23 protein-coding genes and 1 pseudogene are annotated in these 25,547 nt (G+C 62.3%); 12 read left to right on the plus strand and 12 right to left on the minus strand.

What is annotated here, in order from left to right:
* Nucleotides 1–242: 242 nt before the first annotated feature.
* Together codB and codA are read left to right on the plus strand one after the other, a co-directional pair.
* Nucleotides 243–1,514: a cytosine permease gene (gene codB / locus N005_RS00690; protein WP_047698475.1), complete on the plus strand. Its 1,272-nt coding sequence runs from the start codon at nucleotides 243–245 to the stop codon at nucleotides 1,512–1,514.
* 14 nt (nucleotides 1,515–1,528) lie between these two features.
* A complete protein-coding gene (codA, locus tag N005_RS00695) occupies nucleotides 1,529–2,776 on the plus strand; it encodes a cytosine deaminase (RefSeq protein WP_047698478.1) in 1,248 nt (415 codons plus the stop codon).
* A 172-nt stretch (nucleotides 2,777–2,948) separates the two neighbouring features.
* Here the strand turns inward: codA and N005_RS00700 are convergent, their stop codons facing one another.
* Nucleotides 2,949–3,938 (minus strand): DeoR family transcriptional regulator, encoded by a 990-nt coding sequence (locus N005_RS00700; protein WP_047698480.1) that lies wholly within the window; start codon nucleotides 3,936–3,938, stop codon nucleotides 2,949–2,951.
* 179 nt (nucleotides 3,939–4,117) lie between these two features.
* On the opposite strand from N005_RS00700, the gene N005_RS00705 reads away from it, so the two are divergent.
* Nucleotides 4,118–5,269 carry an MFS transporter gene (locus N005_RS00705; RefSeq protein WP_047698482.1) on the plus strand — a complete coding sequence of 384 codons (1,152 nt, stop codon included), beginning with the start codon at nucleotides 4,118–4,120 and terminating at the stop codon, nucleotides 5,267–5,269.
* 66 nt (nucleotides 5,270–5,335) lie between these two features.
* On the opposite strand, the pseudogene N005_RS28610 reads toward N005_RS00705, so the two are convergent.
* The 4 genes and pseudogenes from N005_RS28610 to N005_RS00720 all read right to left on the minus strand — a co-directional run.
* Nucleotides 5,336–5,506 (minus strand): annotated as a pseudogene (locus N005_RS28610) (hypothetical protein); the annotation flags it as partial.
* 185 nt (nucleotides 5,507–5,691) lie between these two features.
* The gene (locus tag N005_RS00710) at nucleotides 5,692–6,132 is read right to left on the minus strand and encodes a carboxymuconolactone decarboxylase family protein (protein ID WP_047698486.1); all 441 of its coding nucleotides are present in this window, start codon (nucleotides 6,130–6,132) and stop codon (nucleotides 5,692–5,694) included.
* A gap of 103 nt (nucleotides 6,133–6,235) precedes the next feature.
* Nucleotides 6,236–7,678, minus strand: coding sequence for a mechanosensitive ion channel family protein (locus N005_RS00715; protein WP_047698488.1), 1,443 nt, complete (start codon nucleotides 7,676–7,678; stop codon nucleotides 6,236–6,238).
* Nucleotides 7,679–7,828: 150 nt separating this feature from the next.
* Nucleotides 7,829–8,695: a pirin family protein gene (locus tag N005_RS00720; RefSeq protein WP_047698490.1), complete on the minus strand. Its 867-nt coding sequence runs from the start codon at nucleotides 8,693–8,695 to the stop codon at nucleotides 7,829–7,831.
* A 107-nt stretch (nucleotides 8,696–8,802) separates the two neighbouring features.
* On the opposite strand from N005_RS00720, the gene N005_RS00725 reads away from it, so the two are divergent.
* A complete protein-coding gene (locus N005_RS00725) occupies nucleotides 8,803–9,711 on the plus strand; it encodes a LysR family transcriptional regulator (protein WP_193753983.1) in 909 nt (302 codons plus the stop codon).
* Between the two features lie 141 nt (nucleotides 9,712–9,852).
* On the opposite strand, the gene N005_RS00730 is transcribed toward N005_RS00725, so the two are convergent.
* The 4 genes from N005_RS00730 to N005_RS00745 form a co-directional block, all read right to left on the minus strand.
* Nucleotides 9,853–10,467: a response regulator transcription factor gene (locus tag N005_RS00730; RefSeq protein WP_047698494.1), complete on the minus strand. Its 615-nt coding sequence runs from the start codon at nucleotides 10,465–10,467 to the stop codon at nucleotides 9,853–9,855.
* Nucleotides 10,468–10,574: 107 nt separating this feature from the next.
* Nucleotides 10,575–10,910 (minus strand): response regulator, encoded by a 336-nt coding sequence (locus N005_RS00735; RefSeq protein ID WP_392397538.1) that lies wholly within the window; start codon nucleotides 10,908–10,910, stop codon nucleotides 10,575–10,577.
* A gap of 253 nt (nucleotides 10,911–11,163) precedes the next feature.
* Nucleotides 11,164–14,415, minus strand: a complete 3,252-nt coding sequence (locus tag N005_RS00740; RefSeq protein WP_052126339.1) for a transporter substrate-binding domain-containing protein — start codon at nucleotides 14,413–14,415, stop codon at nucleotides 11,164–11,166.
* 245 nt (nucleotides 14,416–14,660) lie between these two features.
* A complete protein-coding gene (locus N005_RS00745) occupies nucleotides 14,661–14,876 on the minus strand; it encodes a hypothetical protein (protein ID WP_047698498.1) in 216 nt (71 codons plus the stop codon).
* 241 nt (nucleotides 14,877–15,117) lie between these two features.
* Between N005_RS00745 and tam the strand changes: the two genes are divergently transcribed.
* From tam to N005_RS00770, 5 genes are all read left to right on the plus strand, one after another.
* Entirely contained in the window at nucleotides 15,118–15,900 is a 783-nt protein-coding gene (tam, locus tag N005_RS00750; RefSeq protein ID WP_047698500.1) for a trans-aconitate 2-methyltransferase, read from the plus strand.
* A 101-nt stretch (nucleotides 15,901–16,001) separates the two neighbouring features.
* Nucleotides 16,002–16,802: a glucose 1-dehydrogenase gene (locus N005_RS00755; protein ID WP_047698502.1), complete on the plus strand. Its 801-nt coding sequence runs from the start codon at nucleotides 16,002–16,004 to the stop codon at nucleotides 16,800–16,802.
* Nucleotides 16,795–18,618 carry a glycoside hydrolase family 15 protein gene (locus N005_RS00760; protein ID WP_047698503.1) on the plus strand — a complete coding sequence of 608 codons (1,824 nt, stop codon included), beginning with the start codon at nucleotides 16,795–16,797 and terminating at the stop codon, nucleotides 18,616–18,618. The genes N005_RS00755 and N005_RS00760 overlap by 8 nt, the downstream gene beginning before the upstream one ends.
* A 291-nt stretch (nucleotides 18,619–18,909) precedes the next feature.
* Nucleotides 18,910–19,287: a hypothetical protein gene (locus N005_RS00765; RefSeq protein WP_047698505.1), complete on the plus strand. Its 378-nt coding sequence runs from the start codon at nucleotides 18,910–18,912 to the stop codon at nucleotides 19,285–19,287.
* A gap of 28 nt (nucleotides 19,288–19,315) precedes the next feature.
* Nucleotides 19,316–20,218: an alpha/beta fold hydrolase gene (locus tag N005_RS00770; RefSeq protein WP_047698509.1), complete on the plus strand. Its 903-nt coding sequence runs from the start codon at nucleotides 19,316–19,318 to the stop codon at nucleotides 20,216–20,218.
* Here the strand turns inward: N005_RS00770 and N005_RS00775 are convergent.
* On the minus strand, nucleotides 20,187–21,179 hold the full coding sequence (locus tag N005_RS00775; protein ID WP_047698511.1) for a GlxA family transcriptional regulator: 993 nt from the start codon (nucleotides 21,177–21,179) through the stop codon (nucleotides 20,187–20,189). The genes N005_RS00770 and N005_RS00775 overlap by 32 nt on opposite strands.
* Before the next feature lie 98 nt (nucleotides 21,180–21,277).
* On the opposite strand from N005_RS00775, the gene inhA reads away from it, so the two are divergent.
* Nucleotides 21,278–21,967, plus strand: coding sequence for an isonitrile hydratase (gene inhA, locus N005_RS00780; protein WP_047698512.1), 690 nt, complete (start codon nucleotides 21,278–21,280; stop codon nucleotides 21,965–21,967).
* A gap of 47 nt (nucleotides 21,968–22,014) precedes the next feature.
* On the opposite strand, the gene N005_RS00785 is transcribed toward inhA, so the two are convergent.
* Complete coding sequence (locus N005_RS00785) at nucleotides 22,015–22,752, minus strand: SDR family oxidoreductase (protein WP_047698516.1); 738 nt, start codon at nucleotides 22,750–22,752, stop codon at nucleotides 22,015–22,017.
* Nucleotides 22,753–22,952: 200 nt separating this feature from the next.
* Here N005_RS00785 and N005_RS00790 point away from each other — a divergent pair, with 200 nt between their 5' ends.
* Nucleotides 22,953–23,900, plus strand: coding sequence for an AraC family transcriptional regulator (locus N005_RS00790; RefSeq protein WP_047698518.1), 948 nt, complete (start codon nucleotides 22,953–22,955; stop codon nucleotides 23,898–23,900).
* 511 nt (nucleotides 23,901–24,411) lie between these two features.
* On the opposite strand, the gene N005_RS00795 is transcribed toward N005_RS00790, so the two are convergent.
* Nucleotides 24,412–24,870, minus strand: a complete 459-nt coding sequence (locus N005_RS00795; protein WP_047698519.1) for an SRPBCC family protein — start codon at nucleotides 24,868–24,870, stop codon at nucleotides 24,412–24,414.
* A 155-nt stretch (nucleotides 24,871–25,025) separates the two neighbouring features.
* Here N005_RS00795 and N005_RS00800 point away from each other — a divergent pair, with 155 nt between their 5' ends.
* Complete coding sequence (locus N005_RS00800) at nucleotides 25,026–25,427, plus strand: lysozyme inhibitor LprI family protein (protein ID WP_047698520.1); 402 nt, start codon at nucleotides 25,026–25,028, stop codon at nucleotides 25,425–25,427.
* Nucleotides 25,428–25,547: the final 120 nt, after the last annotated feature.

Consider the following 25,547-nt stretch of genomic DNA (forward strand, 5'->3'; position numbering starts at 1 on the left):
GAGCCTGCTCGCGATGGCGCCGGGTCAGCCACATCCATCTCAACTGATACGCCGCCATCGCGAGCAGGCTCGCTCCCACAGGGGTAATGCGAACCATGTTCCAACTTGAACCATCACTGCACCACTTTCACGCCCTGCCCGCCTCCATTTCCCTGGATTGGCTATAAATAACCTCGCGTTCATTCGCTTGGCACGACCGCTGCACGCTTGCGACTTTTCCCCTCCTGCGCAAGGACCGCCACATGACTCAGAACGATCCAGGCAACGACTACCCGTTGAGCGAAGTCCCGATGCATGCCCGCAAGGGCCTGGCCTCCACGGCCATGGTGCTGCTGGGTTTCACCTTTTTCACCGCCACGATGTTTGCCGGTGGCAAGTTGGGCGTCGCGTTCGGTTTTGCCGAGATGCTCACCGTAATCGTGATTGGCAACCTGCTGCTGGGGTTCTACGCCGCGGGGTTGGGTTACATCGCGTTCAAGAGCGGGCTCAATTCGGTGCTGATGGGCCGCTTCTGTTTTGGCGAGGTCGGCAGCAAGCTCAGCGACCTGATCCTGGGTTTCACCCAGATCGGCTGGTACGCCTGGGGCACGGCGACCGCCGCGGTGGTGCTGGGTAAATATTTCGGCTTGGGCGAAGGCACCGTACTGGGGCTGATAGTGCTGTTCGGCCTGGGGTTCTGCGCCACGGCCTACGTCGGTTATCGTGGGTTGGAGATTCTCTCGTACATCGCCGTGCCGGCCATGATGTTGCTGCTGATGCTGTCGATGTGGGTCGCGACGGTAAAGGTCGGTGGGCTGGAGGGTTTGCTGGCGGTGATGCCCACGGGGAGCCTCGACTGGTCCACTGCCATCACGCTGGTGTTCGGCACCTTCGTCAGCGGCGCCACCCAGGCGACCAACTGGACCCGGTTTTCCTGCTCGGCGAAAGTCGCGGTGCTGGCGAGCCTGATTGGTTTCTTTCTCGGCAATGGCCTGATGGTGTTGATCGGCGCCTACGGGGCCATCGTCTACCAGCAGCCGGACGTGGTCGAAGTGCTGCTGTTGCAGGGCTTCGCCATGGCGGCGATGGCGATGTTGCTGCTCAACATCTGGAGCACCCAGGACAACACCATCTACAACTTCGCCGTGGCCGGTTGCAATCTGCTACGCACCCGTCGACGCAAGGCCGTTACCCTGGGCGGCGCCGTGATCGGTACCCTGCTGGCGCTGCTGGGCATGTACGACCTGCTGGTGCCATATCTGATCCTGCTGGGCACGGTGATCCCACCCATAGGCGGCGTGATCATGGCCGACTTCTTCTTCCGCTGGCGCGGGCGTTATCCACGCCTGGTCGATGCACGGCTGCCCGCCTTCAACTGGCCGGGGTTGCTGGCCTATGGACTCGGCACTGTCGCGGCGTTCAATTCACCCTGGGTGGCACCGCTGGTAGGAATCGCCACTGGCGCGCTAACGTATGTGCTATTGATCGGCGTAATGGGTACCCGGATCACTGACGCGCCACTCCAAGACCTATGAAAAGGACTCGCCCGATGCACATCATCAACGCCCGCCTGCGCAACCGTGAAGGCTTGCATGAACTGCACCTGGAAAACGGCCTGATCGCCAGCATCGCCCGCCAGACCGAAGCCCCCAGCCTCGGCCCGGAGGACCTCGATGCCGGCGGCAACCTGGTGGTGCCGCCCTTCGTCGAGCCGCACATTCACCTGGACGCGACGCTCACCGCCGGCGAGCCGCGCTGGAACATGAGCGGCACCTTGTTCGAAGGCATAGAGTGCTGGGGTGAGCGCAAAGCCACCATCACCGAAGAAGACACCCGGACGCGCGCGACGAAAACCATCCAGGCCCTCGCCGCCCATGGCATCCAGCATGTGCGCACCCACGTCGACGTCACCGACCCCGCACTCACCGCCCTCAAGGCCATGCTGGAAGTGCGCGAGCAAAATCGTCATCTGATCGACATGCAGATCGTCGCGTTTCCCCAGGAAGGCATCGAGTCCTACCGCAACGGCCGCGAGCTGATGGAAGAAGCGATCCGCATGGGCGCCGATGTGGTGGGTGGCATTCCGCACTTCGAATACACCCGCGACCAAGGTGTCAGCTCAGTGAAATTCCTGATGGACCTGGCCGAACGCACCGGCTGCCTGGTGGACGTGCATTGCGACGAGACCGACGACCCGCATTCACGCTTCCTCGAAGTGCTGGCCGAAGAAGCCCGCAGCCGCGACATGGGCGCCCGGGTCACCGCCAGCCACACCACGGCCATGGGTTCCTACGACAATGCTTACTGCGCCAAGCTGTTTCGCCTGCTCGGGCACTCGGGCATCAGCTTCGTCTCCTGCCCCACCGAAAGCATCCACTTGCAGGGACGCTTCGACACCTTCCCGAAACGCCGCGGCGTCACCCGGGTCAATGAACTGCTGGAAGCCGGGATGAATGTGTGTTTCGGCCAGGATTCCATCGTCGATCCGTGGTATCCCCTGGGCAACGGCAACATCCTGCGGGTACTCGAAGCCGGCCTGCACATCTGCCACATGCTCGGCTACCGCAACCTGCAAAGCGCCCTCGACCTGGTCACCGACAACAGCGCCAAGGCCATGGCCCTGGGCGAGCGCTACGGGCTGGAACCGGGGCGTCCGGCGAACCTGTTGATCCTGTCGGCCGACAGCGACTACGAAGTGATCCGCAGCCAGGGGTTGCCGCTCTACTCGATTCGCATCGGTGAAGTGCTGATGAAGCGGCAGATGCCGGTGGTGGAGTTTGGGCCGCAGTTGGGCTGAGCGAGCCGACGATAGCGGTCTGTCCGTTGACTGTGAGGTGGCTGGCCCGACGCTATCGCGAGCAGGCTCGCTCCCACAGGGGGCAGCGGCGGACACAAAATGTATGCACGCTGAAGATCCAATGTGGGAGCGAGCCTGCTCGCGATAGCGTCATCAGCCACACCGCAGGACGCTAAAGCAGCCGCGCCGCTCCAAACAAACTGACCCGCACCAGCTCCCCGCCCGCCTCTGTCAGCAAGATCGGCGCCGTCCCTCCCGGCATCACCACACTCACCGGCCCCGCCTTCACCCAACCCACCCGCCACGCGGCGCTGGCCACGGCGCTGGCGCTGGTGCCGGAAGAAGCGGTCGGCCCTTCGCCCCGCTCGAATACCCGGGCGGCAATGCGTCCTTCGGCCTCGAGCCAGGCCCATTGCAGGTTCACACCCGCCGGGCATGGAATGCCGGCACCACCGGGCAAGGCATAAGCGATGCGGGTCAAGCTTTGGGAAAGTCCCGGAGCGCGCATCTGCGCGTTGCTCGGCAGCGCTTCGGCGCTGTCCACCAAGGTCACGCAATGGGGGTTGCCCATGCTCACGAACTGACTGTTGCCCCACGCCGGGTTCAACGCTTGCAGTACCGCCACACGACTGACTTCGCGCTGGTTGAAGTGCACGCTTTCCGTCGTTTGCGCGGCGACGGCCCGAGGCCCGAACAGCGGTTGCCCAAGGTCCAGCCAGAAGCCAGATGTGCCTTCGAATTCGGCGGCACGAACCGACGTCTGCAGCGGCGACGAGCCTGCGGGTTTGTCGTGATGAACCTGCAACACACAATCGCCCTCTCCCGGCATCAAGCCCTGTGCCTGCAAGGCATGGGAGAAAATGGTCAGGCCGTTGCCACTGCGCTCGGCCAGGGTACCGTCGGTGTTGACGATCAACAGGTCAAAGGGCGGTTCATCCTGGAACGGCCCGATCAGCAGTCCGTCGCTGCGATGCGCCTTGGCGTCCGGTGGTTGCTCACCCGGCGCCCAGGCGCAAAACGCCTGCACCGCAGCCGCTGCCCAGGATTCACGGGCCTGTGCCGCCAGGGCCGCCGATGGCGGCAGGGCTACCCCTAGGTCACGGACCTGTTGCGGTGAGACGACACCATAGATATTGCCGCGTGCATCATAGAACTGCGTCATGGACCCGATCCGCATTCAACCAGCAGGGCCGCCACTGTATGCTGCCCTGGCCCGTGGGAGCAAAGCTTGCTCGCGATGCAGCGCTCTCGGTCGGCACCTTGAGGTCGCCGTGAGGTCAGTGGATATGCCAGCATAGGGATCCCACCCGCACCACAGCTTCGCAAAACCAAGGACGATTCATGACCGCCATCACGCCCCCACCCACGTTTGTTCCCGGACGCCTGGAACAGATGTCCACCCGCATCGCCTACCTCATCGCCGGCGTTGGCATCGCCGCCTGGGCACCACTGGTGCCTTACGCCAAGACGCGGGCGAACCTGGATGAAGGCACCCTCGGCCTGCTGCTGTTGTGCCTGGGGGTGGGCTCGATCCTGGCGATGCCGATTTCCGGCGCATTGGCGGCACGGTTCGGCTGTCGACGGGTGCTGAGCGGTGGCACGGTCCTGATCTGCCTGGCATTGCCTTTGCTGGCAACGATGAGCACGTTTTCCTGGTTGGTGGCCGCGTTGTTCCTGTTCGGCGCCGGACTCGGCACCGTGGACTCGACCGTGAACCTGCAAGCGGTGATCGTCGAGCGGGCCAGTGGCAAGACCATGATGTCGGGCTTTCACGGGATGTTCAGCCTCGGCGGGATCATCGGCGCGGCTGGTGTCAGTGCCCTGCTCGGCCTTGGGCTGCCACCGCTGGGGGCAACGCTGGTGGTCAATGGATTGCTGCTGGTGGCACTGTTCAAGGCGGCACCGCACTTGCTGCCCTATGGCAGCGAAAGCTCGGGCCCGGCGTTCGCCATTCCCCACGGCATCGTGTTGTTCATCGGCATCCTGTGTTTCATCGTATTCCTCGCCGAAGGAGCGGTGCTGGATTGGAGCGCGGTGTTCCTGGCCACCGAGCGCGGGGTCGAGACCGCCTACGCCGGGCTGGGTTATGCCGCGTTCGCGCTGACCATGACCGTCGGCCGCCTGACCGGCGATGCGGTGGTGCATCGCCTGGGCGCCCGGCGGGTGATCATTTATGGCGGCGCCACGGCCGCGGTCGGCTTCCTGCTGGCCACCCTGGCGCCGATGTGGCAGGCGGCACTGTTGGGTTACGCGTTGGTGGGGGCCGGCTGTTCGAACATCGTGCCGGTGCTGTACACCGCGGTCGGCAAACAGACCCTGATGCCAGAAGCGATTGCCGTTCCGGCCATCACCACCATCGGCTACGCCGGCATCCTCGCGGGCCCGGCGCTGATCGGGTTTATTGCCCATGGCAGCAGCCTGAGCATGGCCTTCGGGCTGTTGGCGTTGTCGCTTGTGGTCGTAGCGGCCAGTGGAAAAGTGTTGAAGGTTTGATTCCTCCACAGGCCTTGTGGCGAGGGTCAATTCACAGGATTGGGTACTTGCGGATCCTGGTTGTCATCAAAACCCCACACTGGCCTGCACGAAGAACGTCCGCAGCACGCCGGCGTAGATCCCCGAGTTGTTGTCGCTGGAGCGGGTGTAGTACTGATGATCGAACAGGTTTTTCACCCCGGCGCCGAGTTTCAGGTTCGACAGTTGCTCACCGAAGTCGTAACCGGCGCGCACGTTCCCCTTGAGACAGACGCTGCTCCCTCAAGGTTTGTGGCGGGCTGGGGCTTGTGGTTACCCCGGACCCCATGTGGGAGCGAGCCTGCTCGCGATGGCGGCGACACAGTCAATATCGCCGCAAGCTGAACCACCGCTATCGCGAGCAGGCTCGCTCCCACAGGTTATTTCAGGCGTCTATGGATGCTTCACGCCTCGGGCATCTTGCGGAAACCCACCGCCAGGCGGTTCCAGCCATTGATGGTGTTGATGGCAACGGTCAGGTCGACCATTTCCTTGGGGGTGAAATGCTGGTTCAGCAGTTCGTAGTCGGCGTCCGGCGCATGAGTTTCGCTCAGGCGGGTCAGGGCTTCGGTCCAGGCCAGCGCGGCGCGCTCGCGAGGGGTGAAGAACGGTGCTTCGCGCCAGGCGGTCACGGCGTACAGGCGACGCTCTGTCTCGCCATCCTTGCGGGCATCGGCGGTGTGCATGTCGATGCAGAAGGCACAGCCGTTGATTTGCGAGGAACGCAGCTTGACCAGTTCGAGCAGGGACTTCTCCAGGCCCAGTTTCATGACGGCGTTTTCCAGGGCCAGCATGGCTTTGAAGGCGTCGGGGGAAGCGGTGTAGAAATCGATACGCGGTTGCATGATGTGCTCCAGAACAATGGGGTGTGGCGCTACGTTAGCCCCAGGCTGGCGCAGGACAAATAGCCAATTATTGGGAAGTTCGAGTGACCAATGGACAGGTCGTTCAGGCCCGGCTGCGCAACCAGTGCAGGAAGCGTTTCTTGGCCACGGGCTTGGGGGCTTCGCGGATCAGGTTCTGGGCGAGGTGCATCCGTACGTCCAACAGGTTCTTCATGGCGTCGTTGATGTCCTGACGGGCGTCAAGGCACGGTTTGAGGTAGTCCTTCTCGATGCGATACAGGGTGCAGAACGTCTTGGCCGAAAAACTTGCCAGTGCGGCCAGGTCGGAAATGATGCCGGCTTCGCCAATCACCTCCCCCGGGCCCATGCGCCCGCCTTCCAGTACCTGGCCGTTGCGTACCATGGTCACGCTGACCACGCCGGACTCGATGATGAACAGATGGTCGCTCACCTCGCCGGCCGGCAGGATCACGTCCCCCGCACGGAAGGTCTGCAAGGTCATGTTCTGGCTGAAGGTTTCTTTTTCTTCCTGGCGCAAGGTCGAGAAAATGCTTGAGCTGTCCAGCAATGCGCGAGGCCTCGACGAACCGTTGGCCGAAGCGCTTTCGCTGTCGGAGAGGAGACTGATCCCCGACGCCCGCAGGTGTCGGAACGCCAGGTCGAACAGTTGATTGCGGACCTCGCGTTTCTGGGCCCTCGAGACGACGAAGCCGCTGATCTCGTATTCCGCCCCGGCGCTGGTGGAGCTTTTCAGCGTGACGCAAGGGGCCGGGACGGCGAGCAAGGCGCGGCAGCCGATCATGGCGCGCTCCAGGGCCTCGATCACTTTCTGCGGCCGAGCGTGGGGACTGACCTGAACGCTGATGGACAACCCGTGCATATCGCTGGGCCGGCTGAAGTTGATGACCTTGGCCTTGGCCGCCAGTGAGTTGGGAATCACCGCCATGCTGCCCTGGGCGGTCTGCAACCGGGTGGCGCGCCAGTCGATGTCGGTGACCCGGCCCTCGGTGCCGTCGATGGAGATCCAGTCATCGAGCTGATAAGGCTTGGTGGTGTTGAGCACGATGCCGGAGAACACGTCGCTGAGAGTGCTTTGCAAGGCCAGGCCGACGATGATCGCCATCGCCCCGGACGTCGCCAGCACCCCCTTGACCGGCAGATCCAGGACATAAGCCAACGCGGCAATCACCGCAATCAGGAAGATCACCGCGCCGAGCAGATCCTGCAGCAGCCGCCCGGTATGGCCGACCCGTTGCATCATCGCCGCGCCGATCAGCACCGTCAGGGTCCGTGCGGCGAACAGCCACCAGGCGATCTGCAAGCCGGTGGCCGCCAGGTGCCGCGGCACATCGTCGACCCACTGCGCCGGCTCCATGGGATTGAGGCCTTCCTTGAACAGCAACATGCTGAACAACGAAAAGATCACCAGCCGCCCGCCGATTTTCCAATAGGTCCGTTCCGCGTTGACCAGTCGCCACAACAGCATGTCGAGCACAAGCAGCACCAGGGCGCAGAGCAGCGGGTGATCGATGATCAGAGACAGCATGGGGACAGCTCCAGGAAGGCGATTGGCGAGAAGATTGGCACACAAATCCCTGTGGGAGCGAGCTTGCTCGCGATGACGACAGGACAGTCAATACAGGATCGGCTGGCAGACCGTTATCGCGAGCAGGCTCGCTCCCACAGGGAACAGCGATCAATCATCCATCCGGCCAAAACGCCCGGAGTGGAAATCACTGAAGGCCTGGTGGATTTCCTGCTCGCTGTTCATCACGAACGGGCCATGGCCGACGATGGGTTCGTCGATGGGCTCGCCGCTGAGCAGCAGCACCACCGCATCGTTATTGGCGTGCAGGGCCAACTGGTCACCGGCCCGGTCGAACAGGGCCAGTTGCCCGGCCTCGATCCGCTCGCGACCGTTGGCCTGGACGGTGCCATGTAGCACCACCAGTGCCGTGTTGCGGCCTTCGTGCAGATCGAGGGTCAGGCTTTTGCCGGCGTTCAAGCGAATATCCCAGACATCGATGGGCGTGAAAGTCTTCGCCGGGCCTTGTTGGCCCTCGAAGGTCCCGGCGATCAGGCGCAGCCTGCCGGCGTCGTCCTTCAGTTCAATGTTCGGAATGTCACCCTTGAGCAGCGTCTGGTAGCCGGCTGGGGCCATCTTGTCCTTGGCAGGCAGGTTGACCCACAGCTGGACCATTTCCATGAACCCGCCCTGGCGGGCGAAAGCTTCGGAATGGAACTCTTCATGGATGATCCCGGAAGCGGCAGTCATCCATTGCACGTCGCCCGGGCCGATCTTGCCGCCGCTGCCGGTGGAGTCCCGATGCTCCAGTTCACCCTGGTAAACGATGGTCACGGTTTCGAAACCCCGGTGCGGATGCTGGCCGACACCGCGACGTTCAGTGGTGGGGGTGAATTCGCTTGGGGCCGCATGGTCCAGCAGCAGGAACGGGCTGATGTGCTTGCCCAGGTTGTCGTAGGAAAACAGCGTGCGAACCGGAAAGCCGTCGCCGACCCAATGGGGTCGCGGGCTGGTGTACAGGCCAATGATCTTTTTCATGCAACGTCTCCCAATCAGGTGTTGCGATTCGATGGATACAGCTTAAAACTGAGACCTTTGAGGCACTAGACTGCAAAAATCGGCTTTAGCGTTCTATCTGGAGAACGATCATCGAAGACCTGAACACGCTCTACTACTTCACCCAAGTGGTCGAACACGGCGGTTTCGCCGCCGCCGGCCGGGCGCTGGACATGCCCAAGTCCAAGCTCAGCCGACGCATCGCACAGCTGGAAGAGCGGCTGGGCGTGCGCTTGATCCACCGCAGCAGTCGGCATTGTTCGTTGACGGAGATCGGCCAGGCCTACTACCAGCGCTGCCTGGCGATGCGAGTCGAAGCCGAGAGCGCGGCCGAGGTGATCGAGCGCAACCGCTCGGAACCCCTGGGGCTGGTGCGCATCAGTTGTCCGACGGCGCTGCTCAACAGTTGGGTCGGGCCGATGCTGACCCGCTACATGATCCGTTACCCACGGGTGGAGTTGTTCGTCGAGAGCACCAACCGCCGGGTCGACCTGATTCACGAAGGGTTCGATATCGCGTTGCGGGTGCGCTTCCCGCCGCTGGAAAACACCGACATGGTGATGAAAGTACTGGGCAAGAGCACCCAATGCCTGGTGGGCAGCCCGATGTATCGTGAACGCTTGTCCTTCCCCGCTTCCCCGGCCGACCTCAACGGTTTGCCCAGCCTGCACTGGGGAGCGGCGCAACGGGAGTATCAGTGGGAGTTGTCGGGGCCGGACGGCGCCAGCGCGCTGATCCGCCATGCGCCGCGCATGGTCACCGACGATTTGCTGGCCCTGCGCCAAGCGGCACTGGCAGGCATCGGCATTGCCCACCTGCCCCACGTGCTGGTTCGCGATGACCTGGCGGCCGGGCGACTGGTGGAATTGATACCGGGCTGGGCACCGAATTACGGGATCGTCCACGCGATCTTCGCCTCACGCCGCGGGTTGTTGCCGTCGGTGCGGACGCTGATCGACTTTCTGGCCGAGGAATTCAGCCGGAGTGATATGGCGTAGTGCAACTTCATGTGAGCGCCGCTTCATGTGGGAGCGAGCCTGCTCGCGATGCGGACACCTCGGTCTATTCGCGGACCGCGTTATCGTTCATCGCGAGCAGGCTCGCTCCCACAGGGGAGAATGCACTCCATGAGCCAAGGCTCAGAGATGATTGCGCTTGGCGAAATCCGACAAGCCCACCAGCGTCTTCAGGCCAAGCTTTTCCAACAGCCGGGTCTTGTAGGTACTGACGGTTTTCGGGCTCAGGTACAGGGATTCGGCGACATCCTTGCCACGCATGCCCATGGACAGCATTCGCAGAATGGATAATTCGCGGGTGGAAAGGCTTTCCAGGGCCTGCTGTTCGGTGCGCTGCTGGAAGTCCAGCCTGACGGGCATCTGGGGGAAATAGGAATAACCGGACTTCAAGGCATGAATGGCCTTGGTCAGTTCCTTCAGGTCGCTTTTCTTGGTCACGAAGCCCCTGGCCCCAGCCGAGATGCAGCGATTGCAGAAGTGTTGCGCATCCTGGGAGGTGAACACCAGCACGCCGCAGCCGGGATACTGGGCCATGATCCACACCAGCAAGTCCAGGCCATCGAAGCCGTTCATCACCAGGTCCAGGATCACCAGTTCAGGGGTGCGCTCCTTGATCAGGGCCCTGGCATCGAGCACACCGTCGGCGTCCCTGATCTGGGTAAACCCCTCGTTCTGGCAAATCAGCCGCAATGCCCCCCGTATGACAGGGTGGTCATCCACGATCAACACGTCTTTCAAGGCAACTCCCCAGATGAATACACACTACGCCGATGCCACGTTGCAGCGGACTCTTGCACAAGCGACAGGCCCGGCCACCTGTCAGGTCTGACAGTACCGACCAATGGTCAGGAGCAGCCGCCGTGGCTGTGCCTGAGGGGACGGCTCCAGGCATGGGCCGCTTCGCAGTCCGCTGGATCGACCCGCGCCATCAGGCGCGCCAGCGCTGCGAGATCCGGTAACGGCGCAGAATGCAACTGCACGCTTGCCCGACGCGCGACAGGGACCGACAGGAGCCCGGCCTGTTGCGCGTTGTAGATCATTCCATGGCGCACCTGCGGGTTATCGAGGAAGAAACCCGGCAGGTCCAACAGCCCTTCCGCCAGGCAGGCGTCGACGACCAACAGGTCGAACGGCTCGATACCGAACGCCATCAATGTCATCAGTTCCTGCGCATTGCTCACGGGCGCAATCCGGAAATAGCCCTGTTGATTGAACAGGTACTCAAGTTTCATTCGATGAGAAGGGTCTGTATCGGCAATCATGATACGTAGTGCTTTATTCGGCATGACAGGCATCCCAATGACAACGCGACGGATATGAACCGGCTCGTAAACGTTAAGGGGCCTCAGGCTAGAGGAAGCTTTTGAGGGGCGCTGTAGGACGAGTCCTAAAAACAGTCGGAAAAAGCCCTCCTCGACACTCGGTTGTAGGAAATCATTCGCGTGTGCGACCAGGAGAAGCAAGCTCCCTCGCCACATGGCGCTCCAATCGTTCGGTGAGCAAGTCCATGACCTGGCGCAGGTCACCCACCGCGTTGGCGAGCAACACGCCGTCGGCGCTTCGGCAGGCGTTCTCCACTGCCTCACAAGCCGCGACCAAACCTTGTGCCTGGATGATCCGCGCACCGCCCTTGATCCGGTGCGCCAGGTCCGCGAGTCCCGACACATCGTGTCGGCTGAACAAGTCGATGAGCCGCACCTTGTCGTCGGCATTGGTGTTGACCAATTCTTCCAGCAGCTTTTTGATCGAGACGAGGTCGCCTCCCGTCAGTTGTTCGAGGCTGGTCAGATCGAAACTATCGGTCGACGCAACGACGCCCTCCTCGTCAGGCGGAGCACTGAGCGAACCCAGGCGCGCCTGCAGTTCCTTGAGGCCGATGGGCTTGAACAGGCAGTCGTCCATCCCGGCATCGATGCAGCGATCCTTTTCCTCGCGCTGGGCATTGGCCGTGAACCCGAGGATCACCCCCCGCGACAGCCCTTGGGCCCGCTCTTCGTCGCGAATGGTGCGTGCCAGTTCATAGCCGCTCATCAATGGCATGTTGCAGTCGGTGATCACCGCATCGAAATGTCCGGCGCGCCAGGCCTGCAAACCCTGGATACCGTCCCCGGCCTCCCGGACCCGATGCCCCAGGTAGTTCAGTTGCCGCGACAGCAGCAGGCGATTGGCCGGGTGGTCATCGATCACCAGAATGTCCAGGGCCTGGGCCGGCACCGACGCCTCGATCATAGCCGGCGGGGCTTGCACCTGGGCCTCAAGCAAGGGCAGGCGCAACAGGATCTCGACCTGCGTGCCCGCCCCTGGCGCGCTGCTCAACGCCAGGGTGCCCCCCATCATTTCGCACAAGGTGCGGCTGATCATCAGCCCCAGCCCGGAACCGCTGCGGGCGGACTGGCGATTATTGCCGGCCTGGGTGAAGGGGCTGAACAGACGTCGCTGGTCCTGCTGGGGAATCCCGCTACCGGTGTCTTCCACCCGCAGGCAGATGCCCAGGCGTTTGTCGTCATGATCCGGAGCGGCTTGCACACTCAGGCGTACCTGGCCTCGATCGGTGAACTTGATCGCGTTGCTCAGCAGGTTCGACACGATCTGCTTGAAGCGCAAGGGATCGATCAAAACATCCTTGTCGGTCGCCGGGTCCAGGTCCAGTTGCAGGCGCAGATTTTTCTGCCGGGCCAAGCCTTCGAACATCCGCGTCACCGACTCGACCAGTTGCCCCAGGTTGGCCCGCTCCGGCGCCAGGGACAATCGCCCCGACTCGATGCGGGCAATGTCCAGGATGTCACCGATCAAGCCCAGCAACCCCTGGGCCGCGTCGGAAGCGACTTCGATGGCCACCCGGTCCACGACACCCTGGTCGGCTTTTTTCAGGGCCAGTTCCAGCATGCCGATCAACGCATTCATCGGCGTGCGGATCTCATGGCTCATGGTCGCCACGAAGGTGGTCTTGGCCCGATTGGCGTCGTCGGCACTTTCCTTGGCGACACGCAGCTGCTCCAGTAGCCGACGCAAATAAACGACCCAGCCCAGGGTCAGCATCAGCAACAGCGCGGCGACGGCAAACCCCTGGAGGATGGTGGTGCGGTTACGCAGCCAGTAGCTGTCGTCGATCACCACTTCGCTGCGCCAGCGATTGGTCAGCTCGTCCATTTCTTCAGGGGAGATGCTCAGCAATGCCTTGTCCAGGATCGAATGCAGCTCCAGCGCATCCCGTCGAGTCGCCAGGGCAACACGCGCTGGCAGGCTGCCCACGGTGCTGGTGATCTGCAGCCTGTCGCGGTACTGCCGCGAAACCAGGTAACGGGCACTGATCAGCGAGTTGACCGCGCCGTCCACCGTGCCGGCGGCCACCATGGCCATGGCATCGGCGGTGTTTTGCGCCGGAACCAATTGCACGCGAGGGAACTGCTCCAACAGGTATTCACGCAATACATTGCCCTTCGTCAGCGCCAGTCGCTTGTTGTCCATCCGATCCAGGGTCAGAGGAGTCCCGACCTTGCGTGATGTCACCAGCACGAATGGCGGGCTCAGGTACGGACGGGTAAAGCGCAAGGCGTCCTCGAACTCAGGGGTCACCGGCGCTGCCGCCAGGACATCGGCCTGGCCGCTGCTGACCCGCTCGATCAGGCCATCAAGCGAACTGCCACGCTGGAGATTGAACTTCAGGCCGGTACGCAAGCTGATCCTGGCCAGCACATCGGCGCTGATTCCGCGAATCTGGCCCTGGTCATCGACGAACGTCAGCGGCGGGAAATGTTCGTTGACGGCCACCGTGATCCGCGGATGCGCATCCAGCCAACGCTGTTCATTGACACTGAAATGCAGTGCCTGCTGCCCCGGCATGCTGGCGCCACCGGCACTCCAGCGGCGCAGGATGCTCATGCGTTCACGGGTGGGGATCGCTTGCAGGGCGGCATCGACAATGCGCAACAAGCGCGGATTGTCGCGCTTGATCGCGAAGGCGAACGGTTGCACTTCCATGCGGGAAAAATCCGCCAGTTGGATATTGTTCAGGTAGTTCTTGCTGATCAGGTAATTGGCGCTGATCGAATCCCCCAGGTAGACATCGGCCTGACCGAACGCCACCGCGCCAATGGCACTCAGGGTCGAGGGGTACAACTGCAAGGTGGCATCAGGATAGAACGCCTCGACCCTGGCCGGCGGCAAATAGTGGTACAGCATCGCCAACCGTTTGCCCGCCAGGTCCGGAGGCAGGTCCTGGCTGTCATCGATGCGCGCCACGAGGGTGGGCAGGTCATCGGCGTACGCCTGGGACATGATCAGGTCCGGGTCATCGGCCTCGAAGCCGTTTGCGGTACCGAGCAAGTCGATCTCGCCACTGTGCAGCGCCTGGAGCGACTCGGAACGGGACGGGTACCGCCGCACTTGCACCTCGACCTGCAACAACTGCCCGAGCAACTGGACATAATCGGCGGTCAGGCCTTCATAATCGTTGCCATTGCCGGTGATGCCGAACGGTGAGTAATCCGGTGCCGAGGCCCCTACCAGCAACCGGCCATTGCGCCGCAACCAGGCCCGGTCGGCCTCATCCAGGGACACCGAATAGTCATCCACATGGGACCGCCCGAGTACGTGCAGCGATTCGGGGACTGCGCCAACCTGCGGCGCAACACTCAATGAGCCCAGCAACAACGCCGCCAGGCCCATGCGTAGAAGCAGCATCATCGGAATCAGGTTTTCGCCTGTTGAAAGCGGTCCGGAACATCACTGCCATCACATAGAGTCACGTTCCGCGCCCTCTTTCAGGGTAGGTAATACCTGTGGTGAGGGAGCTTGCTCCCGCTGGAGTGCGGAGCCCTCCCAATAACGGTTGCAGTGTTTGGGGCCAAGGGGGCTACTGCGTAGCCCAGCGGGAGCAAGCTCCCTCGCCGCAGCACCCTCCCTTGTCACCACAGCGTTCGGCCTGCAGGTTACGTCGGCGCCGGAATCCTGCTCGCGGCGATGGCGAGGTCAATCAACGCCTGCCGGTCATCGGCGTCCACATCCTTGTCACCATCGATATCACCATGCACCGATACCTTGTCGAACGGCCCTTGCGGCTCCGTCCTGGTGACACGCACGCTGTAGGAGGAGGTGATCGAGTCACGGAATTCGTTGTCCGGGTCGTCATCGACGAAGCCAACCATACGGGGTCACGAAATCGATCTCCACCGCGCGGTAGGTTAGGCCGGTTTTCTCGGTCAATGTAATCAGGATGCCCTTGCTGGTTTCCATTCGATGACTCCTTTACGGATGGCCTGATGTCATTGAGCAATGTATTCCGGGTCAACCGGCCTGTCTGCTGTAAGAACTAACAGGTGCGCGCCTCATTCCCCTGGCACCTTTATACTGCGGCGAGCCGATTCGATTTCGACGAAGGAGAACCCCATGAGCTGGTCCGCCAGACAATACGTCACGTTTGAACAGGAACGCACCCGGCCGGCCCGGGACCTGCTGGCCGCCATTCCCCCTATGGAAGCGCGCTCGGTAATCGACCTGGGTTGCGGCCCCGGCAACTCCACGGAACTGTTGGTGGAGCATTTCAGCGGCGCAACGGTACGCGGCCTGGACAGTTCCGGCGACATGATCGACGCCGCTCGCCAGCGCCTGCCCGCCGTGGCATTCGACATCGCCGATATCGACCGCTGGGACGAGCCCGGACCGTTCGATGTGATCTTCGCCAACGCCGTGCTGCAATGGCTGCCTGACCATGCCACCCTGCTGCCGTCGCTGGTGAACAAACTCGCGCCGGGCGGCACCCTGGCGATCCAGATGCCCGACACGCTCCATCAGCCGTCCCACCGCCTGATGCGCGATATTGCCGCCAGCGGCCCCTGGGCCCACCTATTGGCCGGGGCGGCCGATACCCGCACGGAAGTGGCGGACGCCAGCACCTACTATTCGATCCTGAAACCCCATTGCAGTCGCGTCGATGTGTGGCGTACCACCTACCATCACCCTTTGGCCGGCGGTGCCGCGGGTGTGGTGGAATGGTTCAAGGGCAGTGGTTTGCGGCCGTTTCTCGAGCCATTGGACGAGGGGCAGCGTGCGCAGTACCTGGAGCAGTACCTCCGCGCCGTCGAACAGGCCTACCCGGCCCTGGACGATGGCACGGTGCTGCTGCCGTTTCCACGGGTGTTCATGGTTGCGACGCGCGAGGAAGCCGCGTAGGGAGCGAGCCCGGAGGAACATGAAGACCGCCGCCCCCAACTGAACTCTGCATGCCCCGCGCCAGTCAGCAGGTAAGGCCCTCAGTTCAAGGTGCTAAGCCCATGCAGATTTCCCTTGCGCAACAAGTTGCCCTCGTCACCGGCGCCAGCTCCGGCATCGGCGCGGGCTCGGCCAGGGCTCTGGCCGCCGCCGGTGCCGCCGTGGTGCTCAATTACCATTCCAACGCGGCCCCGGCCGAAGCGCTGGCACGCGAGATCAACGACAACGGCGGCCGCGCCACCGCCCTCGGCGCCGATGTGTCCCAGGAGCAAGAGGTCGAGCGGCTGTTCGCCCAGACCCTGGAGGCCTTCGGCACGCTGGACATCCTGGTCGCCAACTCCGGCCTGCAAAAAGATGCCGCCGCCGTCGACATGAGCCTGGACGACTGGAACACCGTGATCGGCGTCAACCTCACCGGCCAGTTCCTTTGCGCCCGCGCCGCGCTGCGGATCTTCAATCGCCAGGGCATCCGCCAGGGCGTTTCCCGGGCGGCCGGAAAAATCATCCACATGAGTTCGGTCCACCAGCGCATTCCCTGGGCGGGTCACGCCAACTACGCGGCGTCCAAGGGCGGCATCGACCTGTTGATGCAGAGCCTGGCCCAGGAAACCAGTCACCAGCGCATCCGCATCAACAGCATCGCCCCTGGCGCCATTCGCACCGCCATCAACCGGGAGGTTACGGAGGACGAACAGGGGCAAAAGCTGCTGGAGCTGATTCCTTACGGGCGCATCGGCGACGTCGAAGATGTTGCCAACGCCGTTGTCTGGCTGGCGTCGGACCTGTCCGATTATGTGGTAGGCACCACGCTGTTCATCGATGGCGGGATGAGCCTTTATCCGGGGTTTCGCGGCAATGGCTGATCATGGCGAACCACAGAGCCCCATCGAGAACCACGGCATCATCGGCGACATGCGCAGTGCCGCGTTGGTCAACGACCGGGGCAGCGTCGACTTTTTCTGCTGGCCGGAATTCGACAGTCCGTCGATCTTCTGTTCGCTGCTGGACACCCCGCAAGCGGGCATTTTCCAGATCGCGCCCGACCTGCCGGACGCACGGCGCCAGCAGATCTACCTGCCCGACACCAATGTGCTGCAAACCCGCTGGTTGAGCGACGGGGTGGTGGTGGAAATCACCGACCTGTTGCCCATCGGTGATACCGAGGATGACTTGCCGGTGCTGATGCGCAAGGTGCACATGGCGGTCGGCCACGCGACGTTTCGCATGCGCTGCGCCGTGCGGCATGACTACGCCCGGGCCACCACCACGGCGCATCTGGAGGGCGCCCACGTGTGCTTCAAGGCCCACGGGCAACCGAGCCTGCGCCTGCGCTCCGACCAGGCCATGACCCTGGACGGCAACGCGGCGGTGGCCGAGTTCACCCTGCAGGAAGGCCAGAGCGCCGAGTTCCTGCTGGGCGGCATCGATGACCCCAGGCTTCAGGATAATGTCAGCGCGATATGCCTGGAGCGGACCCTGGCGTTCTGGCGCGGCTGGATCGGCCAATCCAATTACCGGGGGCGCTGGCGGGAAACGGTCAACCGCTCAGCCCTCGCGCTGAAGCTGCTGACCTCGCGCAAACACGGCGCCATCCTGGCCGCCGCCACCTTCGGCCTGCCGGAAACACGCGGTGGCGAGCGCAACTGGGATTACCGCTACACCTGGATCCGCGACGCCTCGTTCACCGTCTACGCGTTTATGCGCCTGGGCTTCGTCGAAGAGGCCAACGCCTATATGCGCTGGATGCGCGGTCGGGTCAGCGATTGCTGCGAACAGCCGGTCAAACTCAACATCCTGTATGGCATCGACGGTCGGCAGGAGTTGCCGGAAACCGAGCTGTCGCACCTGAGCGGCTTCGGCAATGCGCAGCCGGTGCGCATCGGCAACCTGGCCTACGAGCAAGTGCAACTGGACATCTACGGCGAGTTGATGGACGCAGTGTACCTGGTCAACAAATACGGCGAGGCCATTTCCCACCAAGGCTGGAAACACACCGTCAACGTGATCGACCAGGTGTGCGAAATCTGGCAGGACAAGGACGTAGGGATCTGGGAAATGCGCGGCGATAAACAGGACTTCCTGCATTCGCGCCTCATGTGCTGGGTGGCCGTCGACCGTGCCATCCGTCTCGCCGGCAAACGCTCCCTGCCCGCGCCGTTCAGCCGCTGGGACGAGACTCGCCAGGCCATCTACCAGGACATCTGGACCCGTTTCTGGAACGAGGAACGCCAGCATTTCGTCCAGCGCCTGGGCAGCACCGCCCTCGATGGCTCGATGCTGTTGATGCCGCTGGTGCGTTTTGTCAGCGCCCAGGACCCGCGCTGGCTGTCCACCCTCGACGCCATCGAAAAGCATCTGGTGCGCGACGGCATGGTGTACCGCTACCGCAACGACGATGATCCGATCGATGGCCTCAGCGGCACCGAAGGTTCGTTCGTCGCCTGCTCGTTCTGGTACGTCGAATGCCTGGCCCGCGCCGGCCGCGTGGAAAAGGCCCAGCTGGAATTCGAGCAACTGCTGCGCTACGCCAACCCGCTGGGGCTGTATGCCGAAGAGTTCGATGGCCATGGGTATCATTTGGGCAACACGCCGCAAGCCTTGAGCCATCTGGCATTGATCAGCGCGGCGAGTTTCCTGGATCGCAAGTTGAGTGGGGAGAAGAACAACTGGCAACCCTAGTCCCTTGTCCTTCCTGAACCGAACCCCTGTGGCGAGGGAGCTTGCTCCCGCTCGACTGCGCAGCGGTCGCAAAGATCTTCCAGACCCGTAAAAATCAGAATCTGACAAGGAAGGGGTCGCTTCGCAACCCAGCGGGAGCAAGCTCCCTCGCCACAAAAAGTGATGCGTCAGGCCGCTGGCTCGATGTCATCCAGTGCGCGAAAGTTGCCAGTCCCCCAAACCCCTCCTAAGATCGATGCTCTCACGGGTGCAGCGGAGCTGCCCGATAAAAACCCGACTCAAGGACCAGGTATGACCTATGTGAAACGCACCATCGACACCCCGCCCCGCACTGGCCTGACCCGGGAAGACCTCTGGGAAGGCCAGGACAAGGGCTTGATCAAGTGCTGGGAAATCGGCCGCGACCGGGCGACGAAATTCCCGGAGCTGGCGCAACGTTGCCTGGCCGGGGAGCTGCCGGTGCTGGGCTGGAAAGGCGGGGTCAACCGCAGCCTGAAGAAAAACGAAAAATTCGGCTGTCTAAAGTACCTCGCCCAATGGCAAGGCTTGCGCGGTGAAGACCTGGACATCGACTTGTCCCAGGAACGTACGCTGACCTGCACCAGCACGAAGATGATCGTGACCTTCACGCCAGACCGGGCCAAATACGTGAATCAGGAACCCGCCTGAGCGCAACCGGGCGCTGCCGGAGGCCGACATGAACCAGGATCCCAAGATCAGTTTCGCGGTGACGCCACTGCTGCGCATCGCCTACGAAGAGCACGGTCCCGCTAGCGGCGAGCCGGTCATCCTGCTGCACGGTTTTCCTTATGATCCCAGGGCCTTCGATGAAGTCGCGCCGGTCCTGGCCCGACGTGGCTACCGGGTCATCGTGCCCTACCTGCGCGGCTACGGCCCGACCCGCTTTAACAACCCGGCGATCATGCGTTCCGGCCAGCAAGCCGCGCTGGCCCAGGACCTGTTGGACCTGATGCATGCACTCAACCTCCCCCAGGCCGCGTTATGCGGCTACGACTGGGGCGGACGGGCGGCCTGCATCGTGGCGGCGCTGTGGCCCGAGCGCGTGCGCTGCCTGGTCACCGGCGACGGCTACAATCTGCAGGACATTCCCCGCTCAACCCAACCGCTGGACCCGCAGACGGAACATCGGTTGTGGTATCAGTATTATTTCCATACCGCCCGGGGCATGGAAGGTTTGACGCAGAACCGGCTTGAGCTGTGCGAGTGGCTCTGGCGGCTGTGGTCACCGACCTGGAAGCGCGGCGCGGAGCTGTATCCTCTCAGCGCGCCCTCCTTCGACAATCCGGACTTCGTCGACGTGGTGATTCATTCCTACCGCCATCGGTTCATGTACGCACCGGGGGACCCGACCCTTGAATGGCTGGAAGAACGGCTCACGGCGCAACCGGACATCAGTGTGCCCAGCATTTCCCTGTGCGGGGCCGACGACGGCGTTGGGCCCGCCTCTGAACAGGATGAAGATGCCCGGCATTTCAGCGGTCCCTACGAGCGTCGGGTGCTGAGCGGCGTGGGTCACAACATTCCCCAGGAGGCTCCCGAGGCCACGCTCAAGGCCCTGCTGGATCTGCTTGAAGGCTGACAGCGAAACGCTCGCGATACGCCTGGGGTGTCACGCCCATGGCCCGCAGGAAACTGCGGCGCAGGGTTTCCTCGCTGCCGAAGCCACATTGCACCGCCACCCGCTTGATCGGCACGCCGGTGTCGGACAACAGGCGGCGAGCGGTTTCCACGCGAATCAATTCCACCGCCCGTGCCGGGGTCTGGCCGGTTTCGGTGCGGTAGTGGCGGACAAAGCTGCGCTCGCTCATGCCCGCCTGGGCGGCCAGGTTGGGCAGGCCGAGGTCCTGGGTGAGGTTTTCGGCGATCCAGGCGTGCAGCTCGTCAAAACGACTACCCTGATTCTGTAGGGACAAGGTCACGCTGAATTGCGATTGCCCGCCCGGTCGCTTGAGGAACACCACCAACTGCCGGGCGACTTCCAGGGCCACAGGGCGACCCAAGTCATCTTCCACCAGCGCCAGAGCCAGGTCGATGCCCGCCGTGACACCGGCCGAGGTCCAGACCGGACCATCGTTGATGAAAATCGGATTGGGTTCGACGCGCAACTGAGGATGCTGCTCGGCCAGTTGCTCACAACGGGTCCAGTGCGTAACCACCCGGCGCCCGTCCAGCCAACCACTGGCGGCCAGCAGGAACGCCCCGGTGCATACCGAGGCCACCCGCCGCGAACGTTGGCCGTGGTCCTTGACCCAGGCCACCAGCGCGGAATCCTTCGCCGCCTCGTACACGCCCCAGCCGCCGGCGATCAGCAAGGTGTCGCTGCCTTCGGTCGGCAGAGGCTCGGCCACCAGCGCCAAGCCCGCCGAAGACACCACCGCGCCACCATCGGCGGCGATCACCGTCGGCGCGTATGGCAATGGCAAGCCTCGCTGGCGGGCCATATCGTTGGCCGAGGCAAATACCTGCAAGGGCCCGGTGACATCGAGCACTTGCACGTTGGCAAAAGCCAGAACATGAACGGTTTTCGGTGGATTGGGCATGTTGGCGTAATTCGTGGGCTTATTGGCGTATACGCCAGAGCCTACGGACCTAAAGTAGAACCGTCCAGCCCCTGGGCATCATCCACAGGAGAAACGCCATGACATTGCAGATCGGCTTGCTGTTATTTCCCCAGGTCCAACAGTTGGACTTAACCGGCCCTTATGACGTACTGGCCTCGTTGCCAGACGTGAAGGTGCATCTGATCTGGAAAGACCTGGCACCGGTCACCTCAAGTACCGGACTGGTGTTATTGCCCACCACCACGTTCGAAGACTGCCCGAAGCTGGACGCGATCTGCATTCCAGGCGGCACCGGCGTCGGCCCCTTGATGGAGGACGAGCAGACGCTGGCCTTCATCAAGCGTCAGGCCAGCCAAGCGCAATACATCACGTCGGTGTGCACCGGAGCCCTGGTGCTCGGTGCGGCGGGCCTGTTGCAAGGGAAGCGGGCCACCACCCATTGGGCCTACCACAGCTTGCTGTCCACCCTGGGCGCTACCCCGATCAAGGATCGCGTGGTGCGTGACGGCAAATTGATCACCGGTGGCGGTATCACCGCCGGAATCGATTTTGCCTTGACCCTGGCGGCCGAACTGTTCGATCAGGACACCGCCGAACTGGTCCAACTGCAACTCGAATACGCCCCAGCCCCACCCTTCGACGCCGGCAGCCCGGACACCGCGCCGACGAAAATACTGGAGGAAGCCAAGCGGCGCGCGGCGGAGTCGTTCCGGGTGCGCTCGCAGATCACCCAGCGTGCCGCGGCGCGGCTGGAAACGCCTGCCTAGTGGTTTGCAGCGAGCGGATCAGTTCGCTCGCCGCTCGCTCATTCCACTCAGTACGGACTGGCCGTCGGCCGTACGACCAGTTCGCTGACGTCCACATCCGCCGGTTGCTCGATGGCATAGGCAATTGCCCTGGCTATGGCCTCGGCGGGTATGGCGATCCTGCGGAACTCGCGCATTTCGGCGCGTCCACCCTCATCGGAAATACTCTCGGCCAATTCCGACTCGGTCACGCCAGGGGAAATCACCGTCACCCGCACGTCACCACCGACCTCCTGGCGCAATCCCTCGGAAATCGCCCGCACGGCATACTTGGTGGCGCAATACACCGCGGCGGTGGGGTTGACCGCGTAAGCACCGATGGACGCGATGTTGATGAACTGACCGCTGCGCTGACGCTGCATCAAGGGCAGTCCCGCCGCGATGCCATGAAGCACGCCACGAATGTTGACGTCGATCATGCGATCCCACTCCTCGACTTTCAGCGCTTCGAGCTTGGAGAGCGGCATGACGCCAGCGTTGTTGATGATCACATCCACCTTGCCGAAACGTTCGACAGCGAAGTCAATCAGGCTCTGGACATCGTCGCGGCGGGTCACGTCCACGGCTTTGCAGACAGCCTGCCGGCCGTCGCCTTCGATCTCCTGGACCAGCGCCTGCAGGCGATCGACGCGTCGGGCGCCGAGTACTACGCGGGCACCGCGGGCGGCCAGCAGGCGTGCTGCGGCTTCGCCAATCCCGCTGCTGGCTCCGGTAATCACGACTACTTTGTTTTGGATATCGGACATGATGGTTTCCTCGTCTGGATGTGTTGGCCCCCGGTGGGAGCGTTTCGACAGGTCCAGATTAGGTATGCGGCCGCGGGCAGGGTTAGCCGGATCCTCCTGCGCACTTGCACGATCCTGTAGCAATAAAACCGGCTATGGCTCCCACCCGCGCAATCGGCTTTACTAGCGCGATCGATTTATTGGCCAGGGAGATTGATCGGATGTCGGCATCCACGTCCATACAGATTGCGCCAGACGATAGTGTCAACCAACGCCGCGCCGAGCTGGCGGCGCTGATGAAACGTTTCGCACCGGGAAATGGCGTATTCCCCACGGCCATCGGGTCCGTGAACCTGATTCGCAGCGACCAGCCAACCGATGCCCTGCATGTTGTGCACAAGCCGGGCCTGTGCGTAATCATCGAGGGAAGCAAGGAGGTACGACTGGCGGATGAGTGCTACGTTTACGATCCACTCAATTACCTGGTGGTCTCGGTCACACTGCCATTGGCCGGACAAGTCATCGAAGCCAGCCCCGAGCGACCTTACCTGTGCATTCGCCTGGACATTGACCCGGCGCAGATCTGCCGCCTGATCGCAGACGCCAGCCCCATCGGTGTACCGGCTCAACGGACCGGACGTGGATTGTTCCTGGACCGCATTGATGCGCCGCTGCTGGATGCGGTGTTGCGCCTGCTGCGATTGCTCGACAGCCCAGACGATATAGCCACCCTGGCTCCTCTGGCACAGCAGGAGATTTTCTATCGCCTGCTGCGCGGCGCCCAAGGCCAGCGCTTGCATGAGATCGCCATTCCCGATACCCAGGCCCATCGCATCAGCCGCGCCATCGAGTGGCTCAATGCCCATTATGCCGAGCCATTGAGCATCGAGAGCCTCGCACAAATGATCAACCTCAGCCCTTCTGCCTTGCACCACCGCTTCAAGGCCGTAACCGCCATGAGCCCATTGCAATACCAGAAGCAGCTGCGCCTGCAGGAAGCCCGACGGCTGTTGTTGTCGGAGAACAGCGACGTTTCGTCAATCGGCTACAAAATGGGGTATGAAAGCCCTTCGCAATTCAGCCGTGAATACAGCCGTCTATTCGGCGCTTCTCCCAGCAAGGACATCGCCCGCTTGCGTGCCCAGGCACTACAGACCAACAACGCCTGATCCACCCGCGCAGATGCCGATGCACGGCCGTCGCACTTTTTCACAGACGAAAAAAAACCCGCCGAAGCGGGTTTTTTGAGGACCAATTTGACTCCTGTCCGGCATTCCGTGCCTGGTCCCATCATCCGTGATCCCGAGCACTCCCTGTACTCAGTGGATGGACACAGATTAAGCCCATGACCGGCCCGGAAAAAGACGAGAACGCAGCGCCGATGTGTAAGCCTTTCGCTATACAGCGCCGTGGCACCTTTTAACAGGCGAAAAAAAACCCGCCGAAGCGGGTTTTTCCAAGACCATTACGACTCCCTGTCGATAGCCATCCTTGCAAGGTCGATCGTCCCTGATCCTGAGCACTCCCTGTGCTTCAGTGGATGAGTACAGAATACGCGTCGGATCCAAAGCACAACAGTCGACATAACTACCATCGCGTGTAAGACATTCGCTATACCAACCTTCCGAAAACCCTTAGCTCCCTCAGGTGAGTCCCATGAAGCCGCCGGTGGATACCGGTTCAAGACTGGTTCAGGAACTCTTCGATATTGGCCATTTGCTCATCCCAGCCGCGGCTGTCCATGCGGAACGCCTTGAGTCGGCGTGCTTCGGGAATGCCGTCAAACCCCGACTCCACGACCTTGAGCAAAGTGCCCCCGTCGATGTCTTCCAATTCGAACTGAACCCGTGTTTCGGGCTCTTGGGAATAATCCACCTGGGGTTCAATGGCGTAGGGATGCCAGCGAAACGAGAACACCCGCTCGGGCTCAACCCGCTCCACCAGCACGTCCCACGTAAGGTGCTCATAACCAGGATACGTGATCTGGCCCTGGGTCCGTTCTCCGGCCACGAACCGTTTGCCCTCCAAGGCCACGCCAAACCATCGGCCAAAGGCTTCGGCGTTGGCCAGGGCTCGCCAGACCTGGGAACGCGGCGCCTTGAGCAGGATCTTTCTTTCGATACGATCGGATAAATGCATGGGTCACCTCCTGTGTTCAACAGTAGGCCTGTAAGACCACAAGGCCAACCGGAAAGTTGTATCAGGCCGTTGTTTGAGTCTGCACCGACGCCAGATCCAAAGGAGCGATGTACACTCCCCCGGCTTTTTTCAACCCTTTCAAGGAGAGATCGACCATGCCCTCACGCTTGATTCTGGCCCTGACACCGTTGCTCTTTATCGCCGCCGCCCAAGCCGACGACTGTGCCAATGCCACTACCCAAGGCGATATGAACCAATGCGCGGCCCAAGAGAAAAAAGCCGCCGACAACGAACTCAACAGTTTGTACAAGCAGATCACAGCGCGCCTGAAAGACAATCCCGAGACCAAGCAGTCACTGGTCAAGGCACAACGGGCCTGGATCGGCTTCCGTGATGCCGAATGCAATTTCTCTGCGTCTGGGGTCGAGGGTGGCAGCGTCTATCCGCTGATCTACAGCAACTGCATCACAGCGCTCACCAAGGCGCGAGTCGAGACCTTCAAGACCTACCTCAAGTGCAAGGAAGGTGATCTGAGCTGCCCGGTGCCTGAGGCATAAACGTCTCATTCACGTGGTTGGACGGGTGCCCATCGATGCTGTGGGCACTTGGTCTCATGCGTCCGCAATGGCTATAAAGCTTTTCATGGACAAAAACAAAACCCCTACCTGCATCAGCAG

The organism is Pseudomonas mediterranea CFBP 5447 (assembly GCF_000774145.1).
GTDB classification, from domain to species: domain Bacteria; phylum Pseudomonadota; class Gammaproteobacteria; order Pseudomonadales; family Pseudomonadaceae; genus Aquipseudomonas; species Aquipseudomonas mediterranea.

Bases quoted from the DNA above. Each gene is read 5' to 3' on its own strand.
- N005_RS00775 (WP_047698511.1), bottom strand. From the start codon at position 21,179: ATGCCCAATCCACCGAAAACCGTTCATGTTCTGGCTTTTGCCAACGTG.
- N005_RS00720 (WP_047698490.1), bottom strand. From the start codon at position 8,695: ATGAAAAAGATCATTGGCCTGTACACCAGCCCGCGACCCCATTGGGTC.
- N005_RS00790 (WP_047698518.1), top strand. From the start codon at position 22,953: ATGTCGGCATCCACGTCCATACAGATTGCGCCAGACGATAGTGTCAAC.
- N005_RS00745 (WP_047698498.1), bottom strand. From the start codon at position 14,876: ATGGTTGGCTTCGTCGATGACGACCCGGACAACGAATTCCGTGACTCG.
- N005_RS00800 (WP_047698520.1), top strand. From the start codon at position 25,026: ATGCCCTCACGCTTGATTCTGGCCCTGACACCGTTGCTCTTTATCGCC.
- N005_RS00765 (WP_047698505.1), top strand. From the start codon at position 18,910: ATGACCTATGTGAAACGCACCATCGACACCCCGCCCCGCACTGGCCTG.
- N005_RS00705 (WP_047698482.1), top strand. From the start codon at position 4,118: ATGACCGCCATCACGCCCCCACCCACGTTTGTTCCCGGACGCCTGGAA.
- N005_RS00755 (WP_047698502.1), top strand. From the start codon at position 16,002: ATGCAGATTTCCCTTGCGCAACAAGTTGCCCTCGTCACCGGCGCCAGC.
- codB (WP_047698475.1), top strand. From the start codon at position 243: ATGACTCAGAACGATCCAGGCAACGACTACCCGTTGAGCGAAGTCCCG.
- N005_RS00795 (WP_047698519.1), bottom strand. From the start codon at position 24,870: ATGCATTTATCCGATCGTATCGAAAGAAAGATCCTGCTCAAGGCGCCG.
- N005_RS00785 (WP_047698516.1), bottom strand. From the start codon at position 22,752: ATGTCCGATATCCAAAACAAAGTAGTCGTGATTACCGGAGCCAGCAGC.
- inhA (WP_047698512.1), top strand. From the start codon at position 21,278: ATGACATTGCAGATCGGCTTGCTGTTATTTCCCCAGGTCCAACAGTTG.
- N005_RS00760 (WP_047698503.1), top strand. From the start codon at position 16,795: ATGGCTGATCATGGCGAACCACAGAGCCCCATCGAGAACCACGGCATC.
- N005_RS00715 (WP_047698488.1), bottom strand. From the start codon at position 7,678: ATGCTGTCTCTGATCATCGATCACCCGCTGCTCTGCGCCCTGGTGCTG.
- codA (WP_047698478.1), top strand. From the start codon at position 1,529: ATGCACATCATCAACGCCCGCCTGCGCAACCGTGAAGGCTTGCATGAA.
- tam (WP_047698500.1), top strand. From the start codon at position 15,118: ATGAGCTGGTCCGCCAGACAATACGTCACGTTTGAACAGGAACGCACC.
- N005_RS00770 (WP_047698509.1), top strand. From the start codon at position 19,316: ATGAACCAGGATCCCAAGATCAGTTTCGCGGTGACGCCACTGCTGCGC.
- N005_RS00710 (WP_047698486.1), bottom strand. From the start codon at position 6,132: ATGCAACCGCGTATCGATTTCTACACCGCTTCCCCCGACGCCTTCAAA.
- N005_RS00740 (WP_052126339.1), bottom strand. From the start codon at position 14,415: ATGATGCTGCTTCTACGCATGGGCCTGGCGGCGTTGTTGCTGGGCTCA.
- N005_RS00700 (WP_047698480.1), bottom strand. From the start codon at position 3,938: ATGACGCAGTTCTATGATGCACGCGGCAATATCTATGGTGTCGTCTCA.